The sequence below is a fragment of the Escherichia sp. KS167_9B genome (genome assembly GCF_030295215.1).
In the GTDB taxonomy this organism is placed as follows: Bacteria; Pseudomonadota; Gammaproteobacteria; order Enterobacterales; family Enterobacteriaceae; genus Escherichia; species Escherichia coli_F.
The window spans coordinates 5,301,570-5,316,750 of sequence record NZ_AP025754.1 but is presented as its reverse complement, the minus strand read 5'-3'; the positions used below and the strand labels follow the sequence as shown (position 1 = coordinate 5,316,750).

Sequence of the window (15,181 nt, the reverse complement as noted above, 5' to 3'; positions counted from 1 at the left end):
TCACATAAAACATTTTGCATCAGCGACCAATCACCACAACCTGACCACCGTCCCCTTCGTCTGCCGTGCTGATCTCCTGAGAAACCACCCGCGAACCCACACGCATTTCACCGTACAGAACAGGCAAAACATTGCCCTGAGCAACCATGTTATCCAGTGAGGAGAAATAGGTGTTCTGTTTGCCGTTATCTGTACTGGCTGCCGTGGACGTCCTGGCTTTCGGTGCCAGCATCTGCGCCACACCGCCCAGGATCATACTGGCCCCTGCCGCATACATGCCCGATACAGCCGCGGCACCCAGCCAGCCCACAGGGTTCCACCATGCCACCGCAATCAACGCCGCCCCCAGCACCACCTGAAATACACCGCCACTTTTAGCTCCCGCCAGACGCGGCACGATATGGATCACGGCACCATTTTCCAGCGGCTCATTAAGACGGGCAGATAATTCGGTTTCACCTGCATCACGCCCGGCAATGCGCACCTGATACCAGCCCTCATTCAGTTTCTGGCGAAACGACGGAAGCTGCGTGGCCAGCGCCCGGATGGCTTCGGCCCCCGTTTTCACACGAAGGTCGATGCGGCGGCCAAATCGTTGTAAATCCCCGTAAAGGCAGATGCGTGCCATGCCCGGTGACGCCAGAGGGAGTGTGTGCGTCGCTGCCATTTGTCGGTATACCTCTCTCGTTTGCTCAGTTGTTCAGGAATATGGTGCAACAGCTCGCCGTCGCCGCAGTAAATGGCGGCATGATTCGGCACCGATGAACCAAAACAGCACAGCAGCACATCGCCCGGCTGCGCCGCTGACAACGGCACCTGATACAGCCCTGTGGCCTCCAGATTATCCAGATAGAGATTCTGACCGTTACGCCACCAGTCATCCTCGCGATGAAAATCCGGCATCTCAATCCCCGCCAGATGGTAAGCGTCCCGGAACAGCGTGTAACAGTCCGTCACCCCGTGCTCAAAGCGCCGCCCGGTGAGATGCGGCACACAGCGGAACTTATGAATCGCCCCCCGGCAGACCAGCCACCACGGCAAATCACTCTGCACCTGCAGTCGCCGGTCGGCCTCACTCAGCCAGGGCAGACCACCGGGGTGGCTGTGCACCAGCGCCACAATCTCACCCTGCATTTCTGCCCGCAGCCAGTCCTCCGGCGACATCCGGAAATAATCCTCCGGCTCACCGGAGATATTCACGCAGGGAAAATATCTTTCCCCTTCCGGCGTTCTCACCACGAAGCCGCACGACTCCGCTGGCGCACATCGCCGGGCGTGCGCCAGAATCGCTGATTCTGTCTGTGTCATGGGATTTACTGCGAAAGTTTGTTAATGGAAAGGAAGCCGCCAAAGTTGCCGACATTATTGCGAAACTTACAGCCACTCAGGCATTTGCTGCATTTATCCTTAGTGATATCGGACGTCGGCTGGTCATATTCATCCGCGACCGCCGGACCGTTATAACCGCACTCATCACCGCGATAGGTCCAGGTGCAGGTATTAGCCAGCATGATGCGCCCCGGAAAAACGGCACCATCCGTTTCCGTCGGTGTGGACAGTACAAAAGAGGCACTGACCGCGCTCAGTTCGCTGCACTGCTCGATGCGCCAGCGGCTGATCACCTCCTGCTCCGGATCGGCTTCGCTGTTTCCGTTGACGAAGTTCACCGCATCCAGAAAACGGGCGTAAACCTTACGCCTGACCACCGTTCCACGGACCAGACTCTGCAGGTCTTCCGCCATCCCGGTGACCATGCCGTGCAGGTTAGAAACCGTCAGTGTCGGACGGGCAGCACTGCCCTTGCCGTTCAGTTCAAATCCCGTCCCCTGAATGGGGTATGCCTGATACTGACGCCCCTGCCAGGTAACCGGCTCACCTTTTTCGTTCTGCTCATTACAGAAAAAATAACGTTCACCACCGACCTCTGTCAGATCAATTTCCCAAAGCACCACCTGGGCTGACTGACTGAGGCGTGTCGTCTCATGATGTGTTTCCTGTGGAATATCCTGCACCAGAGCCTCCTATGCCACGACCTGTTCAAAATCTGCCGTTATGGTTACCCACAGCGCCCCCACGCTTGCCGACCATTTACGACAAACCACCCTAATCGGTTTCCAGTCATAAGGTGGCGTCCACTGAAATGCGCGGACGCCACCGTGCCGTTCCAGAAAGGCTTTTAAAGATGGGTGTTCACATTTACGAACACGTATCGTCACGCTGTAAATCGACAACTGGTTATTCAGTCCCGCCGCACGACGCTGTTCATAACCATCGCCCAGCTTCACTGTCACCACTTTCGGCTCTGATACCACATTCATATCCGGGCGCACTTTCCAGTGAAACGTCTCCATTACCGATATGCTCCACTTAACCGACCACCATCACGGGCCTGCTGTTGCATAAAGTCCGCTGCCGCTTTTTTCCCAAGGTCATAAACCACCTTCAGGGCAGCCGGACCTATCTGCCCGTTCGTGCCATCGTTATTGATCTCGATGTTGTACTGCGGGGCAAACATCGCCATACCTGAACCACCAATATCCGCCACAACCCCCAGCTTACCGTCAGCACCACGACGCAGTGGCAGAATGGCTTCAGGTCCAGCTTCCCCCATCACACCCGCGCCTTTTGCAAAAGCAAAAAACGTCGGACGGTTAACCACCGTGCCACTGTAGCGACTCAAATCAGCCGACTGATAAACACCGCCATCAGCATTGGCTACAAAATCAAAAGGCAGCGCGGAAGCAATGCCTTTTACCGCTTTCATTAAAGCTATCTGAGCCATGATTCTGGACATATCTGACAGCACAGAAGAGGTGAAGGATTTGAAATTGAGTTTGCCTGTAGTACAGAATGTCGCCAGCCAGTCACTCATGCTACTGAACGCAGACGTGAACAACTGTTCCACTGTCCCGGCTGTGTTATCCGCTTTCTCAGTGACATTCTGGAGTGCACGCAGGACTCCGTTTTTCCAGTCACCCTGAGCAATTTCAAGCTGTTGCCAATAACGGCGATTCTCATTCAGTTGTCGGTTCAGGCTCTCCGTCAGCGCCTGCTCGGCCTTTCTGTAGTCATCCGTGTTATATGTCCCTTTCTGCTCACTATCCCGCCTCAACTGCTCCAGCTGTTGCTGGTATTTCTGGCGAAGACTCAGTTGTACCTGATATCGCTGCCTCTGCTGATCACCCATACCCACCGTGGCGATATCCAGGTCATGTTGCTGACGCTGAGCGCGCTCTTCTTCAGCCAGTTGACTGGTCAGCTGAATTGTTTTTTTCTTCAGCTCGTTGAGTGCCGTCTGTTTCTGAAGCTCCTGCTGTTTTACATCCAGCAGCGTCAGTGCCTGAATCAGTTCATCTTTACGGGCCAGCACACTCTTTTCATCTGCCGTCAGTTTTTTCCCGTCCAGGTCGCTGATGCGCTGCTGCAGAGCCAGAAGCTGTTTATGCGCTTCTGTCATCTTTTCAGTGGCAATGCCTGCTGACTGTCTTGCAGCAGCAATCTGCCCTTCCACCTGTGCCTGTTGCTGACTGTACTGCAGCAATAACCGGGTGGCCTCATCATTACGGGTTTCGCGTGTTTTTTTCTTACCGGATGCCAGGGCTTTCTCGTAACGTTCATTTTCACGTTGTATCGCCGCATCCCTGACAGCCTGGTCGGCGTACTGCATGGCATTAATACGCGCAATTTCACGCTGATGTCGTGCTGCTTCCGTTTCATTCATCCGGTTCAGTGCAGCATTTTCAGCATTACGTCGTTTCTGTTGCTCCTGATAATTCCGCTCTGCCTGCTCTTTTGCATCCTGCAAATCCTTCTGGCGTTTTTTCTCCTGAAGATCGTTAAGACGCTGCTGATCGTATTCAACCTGAGAAGATGATGCCGTCCAGGGGAGTCTTTTCGCCCGCGACACTTTCTCCTGTAAAGTGACAATCTGTTCATCCAGCGAGTCTTCACGACCAATATTCATGGCCGCATCCCAGAAACGACTCCATAAATCAGACAGATACTTCAGCGTACTACCAAGCGCATTGAGGTTATTATCAATATCCGCAGTACGCCGACCGGTTTCCTCTGCCAGTGCAGACATGGCTATCCGTGCAGCATCACTGGACCGTCCCTGCTCCCCAAGGACGCGTATCTGCTCAAGCTGAGTGGCAGTAAGAAAATGCAGCTCATTGTCCAGAGCCTTCGCGGCATTTACAGGATCATCCTTCAGCCGCTTAAACTGATTTATGGTATCGCTGACCGACTGGCCAACCGATCGCTCCATCTGTGCGGCAGCTCTCGCCACCATACCGATATCGTTTCCACGAAATGCACCACTACCCACCACCTGAGCCAGCGCACCGGCTGCAGCATGTTGCGTGATACCATTCCCGGAAATAGCACGACTGAGCGTCCACAGCTGCCCGGCAGTGACTCCGGCATAATGCCCCGTCAGCGACAGCTGGCGGTTAAATTCTTCCCCCTCCTTCTGACCGTCATACCAGGCTTTACCCAGACCATAGACAGCCGCGGCAATACCGCTAATAACCCCGCCAAGCATCATGCCTTTCGGTGACATCAGTGTGTCTATCCACCCGGCACGGTTAGCCAGCGTTATCCCGGATCCCCTCAGCGCACCTAAATTGCCGCGGGCCAGTTCACCTATCAGAACGCCTATCTCCTGGCGGGCCGCTGCACTTTTCAGCCCCAGCGAATGCGTGGCTTTTCCTGCCTGCTCCATTTTGCGGATATACACTTCTGCAGCACTGCTTACCCCCAGCTGGGCAGCCTTAGCACGAAGCAACTCAGAAGAAGAAAGATTCTGGCGGGTTGCCTGCTCTTTAAGCTGACGGATAAACGCCACTTTCTGTCGGGTAGCCTCTTCCTCAGCCTGTGTAAGAACACGGGTTTTCGCCGTAACCTCAGAAATCAGCGCCAGATAATCCTGCTGACCAATCCCGCCACTGTTTCTGGCCTGTCGGATCTGCTGCTGAATACGCTGTAATTCCTGCAGACCCGCACTGGCCTGTTTCACACTGTCAATCTGACGATAAAACGCAGCAGCCGCTTTATCCTGAGCCTCCGCCAGAGCCATGGCCTGCGCCTGTTCCTCGCGCATTTTCTGGCTCAGCGCCTCCATGCGCTGGCGGGTTTTCTCCACCTCGCGGGCCATGCGTTCATGAGCCTGTGCGTTCTTCTCCACCGTCTGCGCATGGACGGATGCGGCTGTTGCAGCCGAAGACGCCGCCTGCGTTGTCTGCCGGGCGGCCTGAGTCTGACGCTCCATAAAACGCTGCATACGGGCAGAAGACCGTTCTGCATCGCTGGCTGCACCATTCAGAAGGTTTTTGATACGGGGGATTTCATTTTTAAACTCTGCCGCATCAATCCCCAAATCAATGACCAGGTTGGCTATCTGGTCCATAACGCACACCTCCGGAAATACCTTCCCCAAGATGCATCAGTTCTTCGTCCGTTCGCTCCGGTATCCCGTTCTCTTCCGGTAAAAGGCTGAAATCAGCCACCGCAGCATCACTGCTGCCGGACACCATTCTCACGATCAATGCCTTCAGCGAGGCAAACTGCGCATCCATCCACACATCACTGAAGCTCTGCATCCGGAAATAATCGCCCCACTCACCAAGCTCAGTGGCCGACATTTCCGACAGCATCCGCCGCCAGTCTGCCCGCCGGAACTCCCGGGCAAGCCGCATGACAAACTGCATTTCCCGCGTCAGGACTTTTCCGGCGTCAGCGCCTCATGCTCATCATCCCCGGCATTATCAATGGCCCCCATACCGCTCAGCGACAGAACCATCTCCGCCCCCGCACCCAGGGCATCATACGACCATGTTGTAATAACGGATGCGCAAAGCGTCTCTACATCCTTAGACTGATCCGCATTCCACAGTGAGCGGGAAACCAGCCAGGCATTGATATCCATCCCCATCCGCAGAAAAGCAATCTGTCGTTCAGCCTCCGGCAGTTCTCCCTCACCGGCATCAAACTTTGCCGTTCGCTGCTGAACAAACGCCAGATATTCAATTCTCTGCAGCCCGGACAGCTCACTGAGCACCACGGACTGTTTTTCATAATTAAACGTGCCCTGTTTCAGAAACATCATGTTCTCCACCTGCAAAAAAGCCCCGGATAACCGGGGCAAATGATGAGTATCGTCCTGTTAACCTGCAGCGCTGACAGTCACCGCAGCCACAGCCACAAAATTCCCGTCAGCGGTCATGCCCACAATGCTGACACTGCCCTGCTTCACGCCTTTCACCGTGGCCACAAGCCCGTTCAGGGTCACCGTGGCAGTCTGTGGATCTGACGAATGCACACTGATCGCTTTGTCACTGGCTCCGTCAGGTTTTACTGTAAAGGTCAGCGTGGTGGTTGCTCCCACTTTTACACTGGCAGATGCCGGTGCCACCGTCAGCCCGGTAACGCTCACTGTTTCAGTGCCTTCCTCTGCCAGATACGGACGCCCCACACCGCTGATTTTCACAGTGCGGGTCATCACGTCTTTTGAGGCAATGGTTTTACCCAGTGAACTCAGCCAGCCACGGAAAACATCAACAGTACCGTTGGGATATTTGATACGAAACGCGCAGACTTCACCGGAGTCGAACAACTGAACCAGTTTTTTCTGCCCGCTGTCACCCGGACGCCAGGCCAGCGTCGCCGAAGTATCACCGACTGATTTCTGCCCCTGGGTTGTCGTTTTCCAGTCTGCATCTTCATCATCGAGATAAGTATCATCTTCTGCATCAGCGGTCATTTCGCCAGGTTGCAGATCCTTCACCATCGCAAGACGCAGCCAGTCAGTGTCTGACAAAGGGTTCGCAAATGCGTCGCCGTTGCCGGTATACATCCAGAACGTCGTCCCCGCACCTTTCGTCTTTGCCAGTGGATTTGGTGTGGTCATTGCCACCTCCTTAATTCGTGTACGTGATCTGGTACGTGATTTCCGCCATCGCCCAGGTGGCCATCTCATTATCACGTTGATAGTTAAAACCGAGTGGGATCAGGGTGTCGATGAGTCCGGAAAGTGCCGGTACATCATTCAGGGCCGGGAAAATGGTGCTCTCCATCCACATATCCAGCTCTGAATCCGGTGCCTGTGCCCGGATGAAGACAGCAATATGCAGAACAGCCTGCCAGTCATCTTCATCCGTCATTTTTCCGGTGTACTGAGCATCACTCAGCCACACCGCCACGGCAGGCAGTTCCTGCGCATCAACAAATGCCGGAAGCCCGTCAAAAAACGTGGCGCTGTCTCCACACTGTTCCCGAAGGCGTGCCAGTACGACCTGGCGGATTTGTGTATGTCGGTTCATCGGGTCAGCCATAACCTCAGTTGTTGTTTCAGTGCATACCCCAGCTGTTTCGGCATTTCCGCAGCAATGATGCGGTCGCGGGCATCTTCAAATGCCTGTGTCAGCGGTCCGGACAGCGGGATTTTCACCACATCAATGGGGTAACGATTTTTGCCATCAATACGCCGCATCACATGCCAGCGACCATTCGCCAGTTGCTGAATAAACGCATCCCGGAAAAGATATTTACCCACCTTCAGCACACTGCCACGGTACTGCAGTTTTCCACCACGCCGGGCCAGTCTGACCCGGGCTGTCCCCAGCTTAATGGCGGGCAGATTGCCCCGGTTAACGCGGATCCTGGCCGTCATTTTTCCTGACGGACTGGCTTTAAACACCCGGACACGCTGACGTACCAGTTTCAGGGGGATCCCTTTCACCTGGTTATCTCCCGCAACGGTATTCCCGGCAACCTGCCGGGTGGCAACCGAGACCGCTTTCTGTGCCACACGGTTTATCGCCCATGCGCTGGCCTGTGGTACCATACGGGTATCAAGGCTGTTCAGATTGCGGATGGCATTCTCAAGCCCCTTCATCCCACACCTCTTTACTCAATAAAGATCATTGGCTTACCGTTAAAGCGTTCATGCCGTGTGACCGTCCATTGTTGTTCGTCATAAACAACGCGATCCCCGCGCCGTGGGCGATATCCCGAAGAAAACACCACCAGAGAGACCGCAGGTCCGGACAGAGCATTCAGCTCTGCCAGTGTTTCTCCCAGGATCACAGTCATATCGACATCATTAATCGAGGCTGTCTTTCCCATCTTTCTGACCGTGATAGCATCCATACGCGCTGCCAGCCGGGAAAAGGGATCAGACATTGAGTTTTACCGGCACTTCTTCTGCACTGGTTCCAGCATCTGCCCAGACAACCCCGACCAGCGGATCAGAGCCGCTGTTAGTCAGCTGAACTTTTCCGGACTTCAGATAAACCTTCTTACCCGTTTTCATGTCATCCGTTTTCAGCTTAGGCAGCATAAACACACCTTCGGTCAGGCCGTCGCCTGTTTCACCCTGTGGAATATCGGTCAGCGTCACCGCAAAAACATCGCCCACCTGCACCAGATCTCCGCTGCTGATGGCTGCACTGGCAACAATCGCCACCGTTTTTCCTTCTTCTACAAAATTCTTTGCCATAACTGTCTCCGCACAGCCCCGTTCAGGGGCTGATTTCAGGTACAAAAAAAGCCCTTACGGGCCATCAGAGTTGTTGTCTGCGACGTTTACGCCGTACATTTCACCAGACCGCGGTGATCAACTGGCGCGACACCGGCGTCAATACGCACTTTCGTTGTCACGCCATCCACACTGAAGCCCTCCATCTGATCAATATATGGCGTATCCACACCGTTGAGATAAGCCACTTCAATCGTATCGGAGCCTTTGGACGCAGCCAGGTAGAAAGTGGTCTGGCTGTTATCATCAAGACGAGGCTCTGCAATAACGGTCGCAAAATCTTTCACCGGGTTAATAATACCGGCGTTAATGTCAGCCCCCTTGACACTTGAGGAGCGAATGACCTGGTTAGCAACAGACTCCATCGCCGTCGGTACCAGTACGAACGCAGGACGAATATTCAGATGACGCTCCCCCTCTTTCTGAACACGCATCAACTGGCGGGCTTTATCCAGCGATGCCACGTCCATTGCAGCGCTCTCCAGTACGTTTGCATGTTTCGCTTTATCGAACAGACTTACATTATCTGTGGATATTTTCGGGTTAGACGTCAGAATGGCATAAACCAGATCGGCAATAGTGGATTTCGCCGCACGACCCAGTTTCATCGGGACATCGGTCAGCATATTCAGATCATCATTGATAATGGCCTGACGGGTGATACTGAACAGCTCGCCATAGGTCGCCAGTGCAATAGTGGCCTGTTTATCTCCGGTGGTGACGTATTTATATTCCGCCCCTTCACGCACCTGACGCAGAGCACTGAAGCCCCCCATACCCACACGATGGGCAATTTTAAAATCAGACAACTGACCTTTCCGCGTCCACTGTTCATAGGTTTCAGGGGCATCTTCCCAGCCCTGCAGAATGGCTTTGTTCGCAACATCCAGCAGAATATTACCGAAGTCAGACGTACTGTGTGTGAACGCCGCACCGACCATCTGCATCGGGTTATAACTGGAAACCCCAATCCCCCGTTCAGTCAGTGACATACGAGCATATTCACGCAGGGTCATCCCGTTGTAGACATTATCACGTTCGGTTTTTTCAAATCCGGCACGCGCCATCAGCGCCTGGCGGATCCCGTCCCCCACAAAATTACCGTTACCGGCATAAATATGAGCCGGGGTATTTTTATTGGATGGCGTGGACTCGCGCCCCATCTCGTTCAACAGCTTTTCGCGGGCCTGCTCCAGCGAACATTCAGGATCGGCAAGACACTGAGCCTGCAGCGTCTGATAACGCCCGCCAAACATGGCAAACAAATCATTAATACCGTTTACACGCGCTTTTTGCTCTGCCAGTACCTGCGCACGGATACTGTTTTCATCCACCACGGGTGCTGCTGCCTGCACTGGCGTCCGGGAGGCTACAGGTTCATTATCCTGTACGCGTGGAGCACTGTTGCGTGGCGGAGTAATCATGTTTCGAATGGATTCCGGCATCTTTTTAAATTCCTCTGTACGTTTTGACTGAATACATGCCATTGCCTTAACGGCTGGCGTTACCTGATCAGCAAATCCATGTGCCAGACATTCGGCACCGGACATCCAGGTCTCATCCGCCAGCATGGCAGCAATTTCATCGGTGGTTTTCCCGGTTTTCTGTGCATAAGCGGGTAACAGAACCGCCTCAACCTTATCGAGCAGGTCGGCATAGGTGCGCATGTCTTCCGCATCACCGCCCGTAAAGCCAAATGGTTTATGAATCATCATGAAGGTGTTTTCCGGCATAATGACCGGGTTTCCCACCATCGCAATGACCGACGCCATTGACGCCGCCACACCGTCGACATAAACGGTAATGGACGCACCATGTGTTTTCAGCGCATTAAAAATGGCGATGCCTTCAAAGACATCGCCACCCGGTGAATTAATATGGAGATTAATGTGGGTGATATCGCCCAGTGCATTCAGATCACTGATAAACTGCTTCGCTGTAACACCCCAGAAACCAATCTCGTCATAAATATAAATATCCGCGTCACTCTGGTGACCAGCCTGCATCCTGAACCAGGAATTATTCTTCGGACTGGTCGTCGGTGTGCTGCGGCTCCTGTCGTTTCGTTGCGGCACTGCTGCCTCCTTTATCACTGGCCGGATCAGTATCAAATACCAGATCCAGCTTGCGGTTTTCATCAATTTCGGCCTTGCGCCGACGTTTGACATCATCCGGATTACGACCACCAGCACGTACCCAGTCTGATTCTGTCGCCGCTCCACCACGAATCTGGATTTTCCAGGCCTCAGCCTCCTTAACAGGGTCAATCCACGGCATCACTGGTCCGGAATACACCGCGGTATACAGTGAAGAACGGTCAAGATCGCGGGGTAGCCTGATAACACCGGATGCCACAGCCTGTTTCAGCCAGGCACGATACATCGGGCGGGTGACGGCACCAATAAACCAGTCCTGCAGGATCAGGTAGCCATCAGTAGACTCAACCAGTTCCTGACGCTGGGCGCTGTAAGTGCCGTTATAGTTGCGTGCCGTACTGGAAAAACTCAGACGACTGCCCGCCGCCACGGCACGCAACTGACCATTACGAAAAGTTTCAAGGTTAGGATTGGGACGATCCGACTTCACCATTCCGATTTCTTCGCCGGGTTTCAGATCGTCGTAAATAATGCCTGGCTGAATGGTAAGCTCGCGTTCATTCTCCTTGCTGCCATTACCATCCGGTTCATAGCTCTGCCCGTCGCCTTTGCGGATGTACATCCCCAGAGCAGCGGCGATCCTTGCTGCAGTCAGCTCAGAATCTTCATACTCTTTCAGGGCACTGAGGCGGATCAGCACACCGGACAACAAAGACGTCCCGCGCATCTGGTGCAGACGGCGAACAAATTTAAGATGCAGCATTCGCTCTGCATCCACTTCTTTGGTTTCCATCTGCCGCCCGGATACGGGACGGCTTTTATACACCAGATATTTTTCGGGACGCCCCCAGTCATCAACAAACACGCCCTGATTCAGCCTGTTGCTCTCATCACTGGTCATGGGAATAAAGTCCGGCTCGAGCGCCTCCAGCCAGAAATGAACACCGGCAGAAGGCGTCAGGCTGTTTATGCGCCCGGAAACCATCTGGGCAAACACCTCACCATCGCGCAGCCAGGTACGCAGCATCAGACGTTCCAGCATCGGACGGGTAAACTGCCCGGTGACTTCCGGACTGACAGACCATTCACTCCATCGGGTGCGTATCTCCGCTGCCAGATCACGGGCAATGGCCCCATTGCGTAATACCGGATGTGGCTCGACAATAATCCCGTTTTTCCCCACCACCCGTTCTTCCAGCTTGTCAAATACACCAATAACCAGATCGTGGTTGTTATCAAGGTAACGGGCCTGCTCACGTAACGACACGGCCCCGTACTGGCTTAACTGGTCGGCAGTTCGGTTTTCCCGCCGGGCTTTGTGTGTCCGCGTCGTTTTTACGGCCTCATAAGCCTGGATCACCGCACGGGAACGCAGCCTTGCCGCTTTCCATCCTGGTGAAAAAACGCCAATCACATCATCAAGAATTGCCATCAGAACCTCGCCAGCCGGTACCCGGGATGCCCCCGTCGTCGTGTAATCAGAGCCGCAAGGCGGCGCTCCCACTCCTGCCGTCCCTGCCGGATCTCAGATAAGTTTTCCATGGTCATCTGCTGACCATTAAAGGTGACGGATTTTCCGTCCAGCACCGCCATTTCAGCTTCCGTATAACGCTGAATCATGGCTTCGATATCATTCTGGTTCATAACCATCCTCCGGAAGTCAGCCAGGGGTTAACATCGTCAGTTACTGTTTTCTTCCGTTTTTGTTTTTTAACAGGCGTGGATACCGGTTCCGGTGAGGGTGACGGTTCGGTACTGTCCGGGACACACTCCAGCCAGGTTTCCCGGCTCGCCCACTCCGGTGCATCCGGCCAGCGGATCTTTTCGTATCCATGCAGAATGACCAGAGCCTCGGCATACACCATCAGGTCAAAAGCTTCGTTGGCACCGCGACCCGGCTTACTCCATTTCCCGTCACTGCTCCGCTCTTCATACGTCAGTTCGTCGTAAAACCAGCTCCCCAGCCAGTCAGGGAAATGCACATAGCCGGGACCTGGCGAGTCACGCCATAACGCGTTATTCACCCGGTCTTTCAGGGCATCCGTCTGAAGAAGCCAGAGCGGCACATCACCTGCGGCCTGCGCCCGTCGGCCCGTTCGTCCGGTGTTATCAGGGAATGTACGGGTGATCAGTTTTGCGCGCCGGATGCTGTCGCCCTTAAACAGGTAAATACGTTTACCAAGGCCATCACGACGGCAACGACGCCAGAATTTATAGGCATTATCAGTGACCCCGTCTTCACCGCCGGAGTCCACCGCCATTGCCATCAGTCGCATTTGTTGAGAAGGATCGGAGGCCAGCGGCCAGCTTTTATGAAAAACATCCGTCAGCAGGACATCCCAGTCTTCCGGATAGCTGGCCGGATCAATTCGCTGGCTCTCCCCGTCGCTGTCACCGCGCAATGACTGCGTGATGTTGTAACGATCAATAATCCAGCGTTCACCACGGCTGCCATAGCCCGTTACCTGAACCACAAAACGGCGATGACGTCCCGCCTGCACATCCACTGTCGCCACAAGGAAATTAACGCCATCCGGCACACTGCGGGAAGGAACTGGCTCTGCCCGCTGCTCAAGCAGTTCACTTTTTCGTTGCTCCATGCTGGCGCGGGGAAGATAAGGTAATCCCCAGTCGGTATTGATAACCGTCTTGAGTGTTTCTTCACTTCCGGTTGTCTCGTATTCCTGTTCTGCAGTAAGCAGTTTGTAAACGAGTTGCGAGAGTGTCTGGTAAGCAGCTGCCGGACCCTCCATCCAGAATGACGCAATACGTGAACGTCGGGGATCACCATAACGACTGCCATCCGCATTGATGGATTCACCATCCCGCAACCAGACCCCACGTCCGTTCAGCTCACGTTTTTGTTCAGGCATAATCCGTCCTGAACAGGAAGGACACTGAATATAAGCCGCCTCACTTGCCAGCACGGGATCGGCAATATCACGGAAACCAGCAACCACATCGCCGCAGGGCTGAAAATACTCACCACAGTGTGGACAGGGCCAGTACCAGCGACGGCGATCGCCACGGTTATAGAGCGACAGTATCCCCGTGGTTGGCGGAGCCTCATGCGGTGAAGTCCGTCGCCATTTCACATCCTTCACATCCCTGCCGGGGGAACTCTCCACCAGCGTCATACCACTGGACATAAATGTGGTGGTACGTTTTGAGGCAAGAGAGAAGGCATCCCCCTCGCCATCAATATCTTCCGGAAAACGGTCATAATCCGTCAGCGCGACGCATTTATAATCTGATGAGGACATGATATTGACTGATGGCCAGCCGATTTTCAGGTAGTTGCCAGCAAGGAATGTTCTGTCATAAACGTTGTTGTCATTTTTGTTCGGACTCAGGCGACTGACCACTTCCGGGCTGACGCGAAACGTTCTGGCAAGTCGTTTTTTGGAGTGTTCGCGGGCTTTTTCCTCCGTCATCTGAATGATCAGCATATCCGCAGGATCGCAAATCACGTTGTAAATCACCCAGCCGTCAATCAGGCCGATAGTCTTGCCGGTTCGTGCCGGACCAACAAATATCACTGCGTCGTATTCACGCGAGGCCAGGCAGTTCATCGGCTCAATAACATACGGTGCGACCAGCGGATCCCACGGGACTGAGTTCCCGGCCCCCATGGGCACCCGCATATACTGAGCAACGGCATCAGCAACCCGCATTCGTCTCGGTGCGCGAAGGATATAACCTGAATCGGTTCGTGCTGCCTTTGCGGTTTCCTGATTCAGCATTACTCCTCCTGCTGTAATTCCTCCTCATCATCCGCACCTGCTTCGGTCACCCGCAGGGCTATCTGATCGCGCAGATCATCAATAATGGACTGAACACGGCTCACAGCGGCAGGCTGCAGACCGCAGTCGCGTTCCAGAATATCCGGTAATGTCTCCAGCACCTGCACGACCGCTTTTGCCCAGATGGCAAACTCCCGTCTGACATCACTGGCCGGAATGAGTTGTGCTGTTTCCTGTTCGAACTTAAGACGCTCACGTTCAGACTGATACCAGGCTTTGCGCTCATGTGGATCCATTTCGCCCTCAGCAACCGGCGGTGGTAACCCCATAAATTCAGTCAGAATATCGGTCAACCGGTATAGCTTGAGTTTGTCATGTCCACCAGCGGGACGAATGTTTTTCAGTCTTGCCACGACAGTCTGGCGGTGCAGACCAGATAAAGCCGCCAGTTGATTAATATTCAGCACCAGGTTTTTCAACTCATGATCCATATTTCCTCCGGAGAGCTTTAAACATGCATCGTGCGAACAACTTTAAGAAAACGCGTTCGATGTCGAACAAAAAACACTCAATTCGACATACAAAAAACAAACAACCATTAATAATCAATAAGATGCAAAGATGATGGTGGCCGATAAAAATGCAAAAACTAGCCTTTTTCCGCGACGCTCCCGCCCCGTGGCAGGCCACCCCACCGGGAGGACCCGTCAATGATGAAGTAATTCTCGTTAGTCATGTACCTTTCCAAGGTAACTACAAATCACAAAGTGAATATTATTTTCGATGTATTTGCGGAGGGCGTTAAA

General features: G+C 53.9%; 17 protein-coding genes. All 17 read right to left on the bottom strand.

The features are described 5' to 3' along the window. Nucleotides 1-19: 19 nt before the first annotated feature. Complete coding sequence (locus tag QUE34_RS26395; RefSeq protein WP_105268828.1) at nt 20-667, bottom strand: tail assembly protein; 648 nt, start codon at nt 665-667, stop codon at nt 20-22. Next, the gene (locus QUE34_RS26390) at nt 565-1,308 is read right to left on the bottom strand and encodes a C40 family peptidase (protein ID WP_105268829.1); all 744 of its coding nucleotides are present in this window, start codon (nt 1,306-1,308) and stop codon (nt 565-567) included. Before QUE34_RS26390 ends, QUE34_RS26395 begins: the two co-directional genes overlap by 103 nt. A gap of 5 nt (nt 1,309-1,313) precedes the next feature. Further along, the gene (locus QUE34_RS26385; RefSeq protein ID WP_105268830.1) at nt 1,314-2,012 is read right to left on the bottom strand and encodes a phage minor tail protein L; all 699 of its coding nucleotides are present in this window, start codon (nt 2,010-2,012) and stop codon (nt 1,314-1,316) included. A gap of 9 nt (nt 2,013-2,021) precedes the next feature. Next, nucleotides 2,022-2,351, bottom strand: coding sequence for a phage tail protein (locus QUE34_RS26380; RefSeq protein WP_000447248.1), 330 nt, complete (start codon nt 2,349-2,351; stop codon nt 2,022-2,024). Beyond that, nucleotides 2,351-5,407 (bottom strand): phage tail tape measure protein, encoded by a 3,057-nt coding sequence (locus tag QUE34_RS26375; protein ID WP_105268831.1) that lies wholly within the window; start codon nt 5,405-5,407, stop codon nt 2,351-2,353. Before QUE34_RS26375 ends, QUE34_RS26380 begins: the two co-directional genes overlap by 1 nt. Then, entirely contained in the window at nt 5,379-5,708 is a 330-nt protein-coding gene (locus QUE34_RS26370; protein ID WP_001161009.1) for a phage tail assembly protein T, read from the bottom strand. The genes QUE34_RS26375 and QUE34_RS26370 overlap by 29 nt, the downstream gene beginning before the upstream one ends. 8 nt (nt 5,709-5,716) lie before the next feature. Beyond that, entirely contained in the window at nt 5,717-6,103 is a 387-nt protein-coding gene (gene gpG / locus QUE34_RS26365; RefSeq protein ID WP_001298500.1) for a phage tail assembly chaperone G, read from the bottom strand. A 60-nt stretch (nt 6,104-6,163) separates the two neighbouring features. Continuing rightward, a complete protein-coding gene (locus QUE34_RS26360; RefSeq protein ID WP_000211128.1) occupies nt 6,164-6,907 on the bottom strand; it encodes a phage tail protein in 744 nt (247 codons plus the stop codon). A 10-nt stretch (nt 6,908-6,917) separates the two neighbouring features. Then, the gene (locus QUE34_RS26355) at nt 6,918-7,319 is read right to left on the bottom strand and encodes a phage minor tail U family protein (RefSeq protein WP_001079419.1); all 402 of its coding nucleotides are present in this window, start codon (nt 7,317-7,319) and stop codon (nt 6,918-6,920) included. Beyond that, nucleotides 7,316-7,894 carry a phage tail protein gene (locus tag QUE34_RS26350; protein WP_000677106.1) on the bottom strand — a complete coding sequence of 193 codons (579 nt, stop codon included), beginning with the start codon at nt 7,892-7,894 and terminating at the stop codon, nt 7,316-7,318. Before QUE34_RS26350 ends, QUE34_RS26355 begins: the two co-directional genes overlap by 4 nt. An 11-nt stretch (nt 7,895-7,905) precedes the next feature. Further along, nucleotides 7,906-8,181, bottom strand: coding sequence for a DNA breaking-rejoining protein (locus QUE34_RS26345; protein WP_105268818.1), 276 nt, complete (start codon nt 8,179-8,181; stop codon nt 7,906-7,908). Then, nucleotides 8,174-8,497, bottom strand: coding sequence for a DUF2190 family protein (locus QUE34_RS26340; protein WP_123059894.1), 324 nt, complete (start codon nt 8,495-8,497; stop codon nt 8,174-8,176). The genes QUE34_RS26345 and QUE34_RS26340 overlap by 8 nt, the downstream gene beginning before the upstream one ends. Nucleotides 8,498-8,583: 86 nt before the next feature. After that, nucleotides 8,584-10,611, bottom strand: a complete 2,028-nt coding sequence (locus QUE34_RS26335; RefSeq protein WP_021538845.1) for a ClpP-like prohead protease/major capsid protein fusion protein — start codon at nt 10,609-10,611, stop codon at nt 8,584-8,586. Next, nucleotides 10,556-12,064, bottom strand: coding sequence for a phage portal protein (locus tag QUE34_RS26330; RefSeq protein ID WP_000985953.1), 1,509 nt, complete (start codon nt 12,062-12,064; stop codon nt 10,556-10,558). The genes QUE34_RS26335 and QUE34_RS26330 overlap by 56 nt, the downstream gene beginning before the upstream one ends. After that, a complete protein-coding gene (locus QUE34_RS26325) occupies nt 12,064-12,276 on the bottom strand; it encodes a DUF6148 family protein (protein ID WP_001072975.1) in 213 nt (70 codons plus the stop codon). The genes QUE34_RS26330 and QUE34_RS26325 overlap by 1 nt, the downstream gene beginning before the upstream one ends. Then, nucleotides 12,273-14,375, bottom strand: coding sequence for a phage terminase large subunit family protein (locus QUE34_RS26320; RefSeq protein ID WP_000934130.1), 2,103 nt, complete (start codon nt 14,373-14,375; stop codon nt 12,273-12,275). The genes QUE34_RS26325 and QUE34_RS26320 overlap by 4 nt, the downstream gene beginning before the upstream one ends. Then, the gene (locus tag QUE34_RS26315) at nt 14,375-14,866 is read right to left on the bottom strand and encodes a DUF1441 family protein (RefSeq protein ID WP_000349509.1); all 492 of its coding nucleotides are present in this window, start codon (nt 14,864-14,866) and stop codon (nt 14,375-14,377) included. Before QUE34_RS26315 ends, QUE34_RS26320 begins: the two co-directional genes overlap by 1 nt. Between the last annotated feature and the right edge of the window lie 315 nt (nt 14,867-15,181).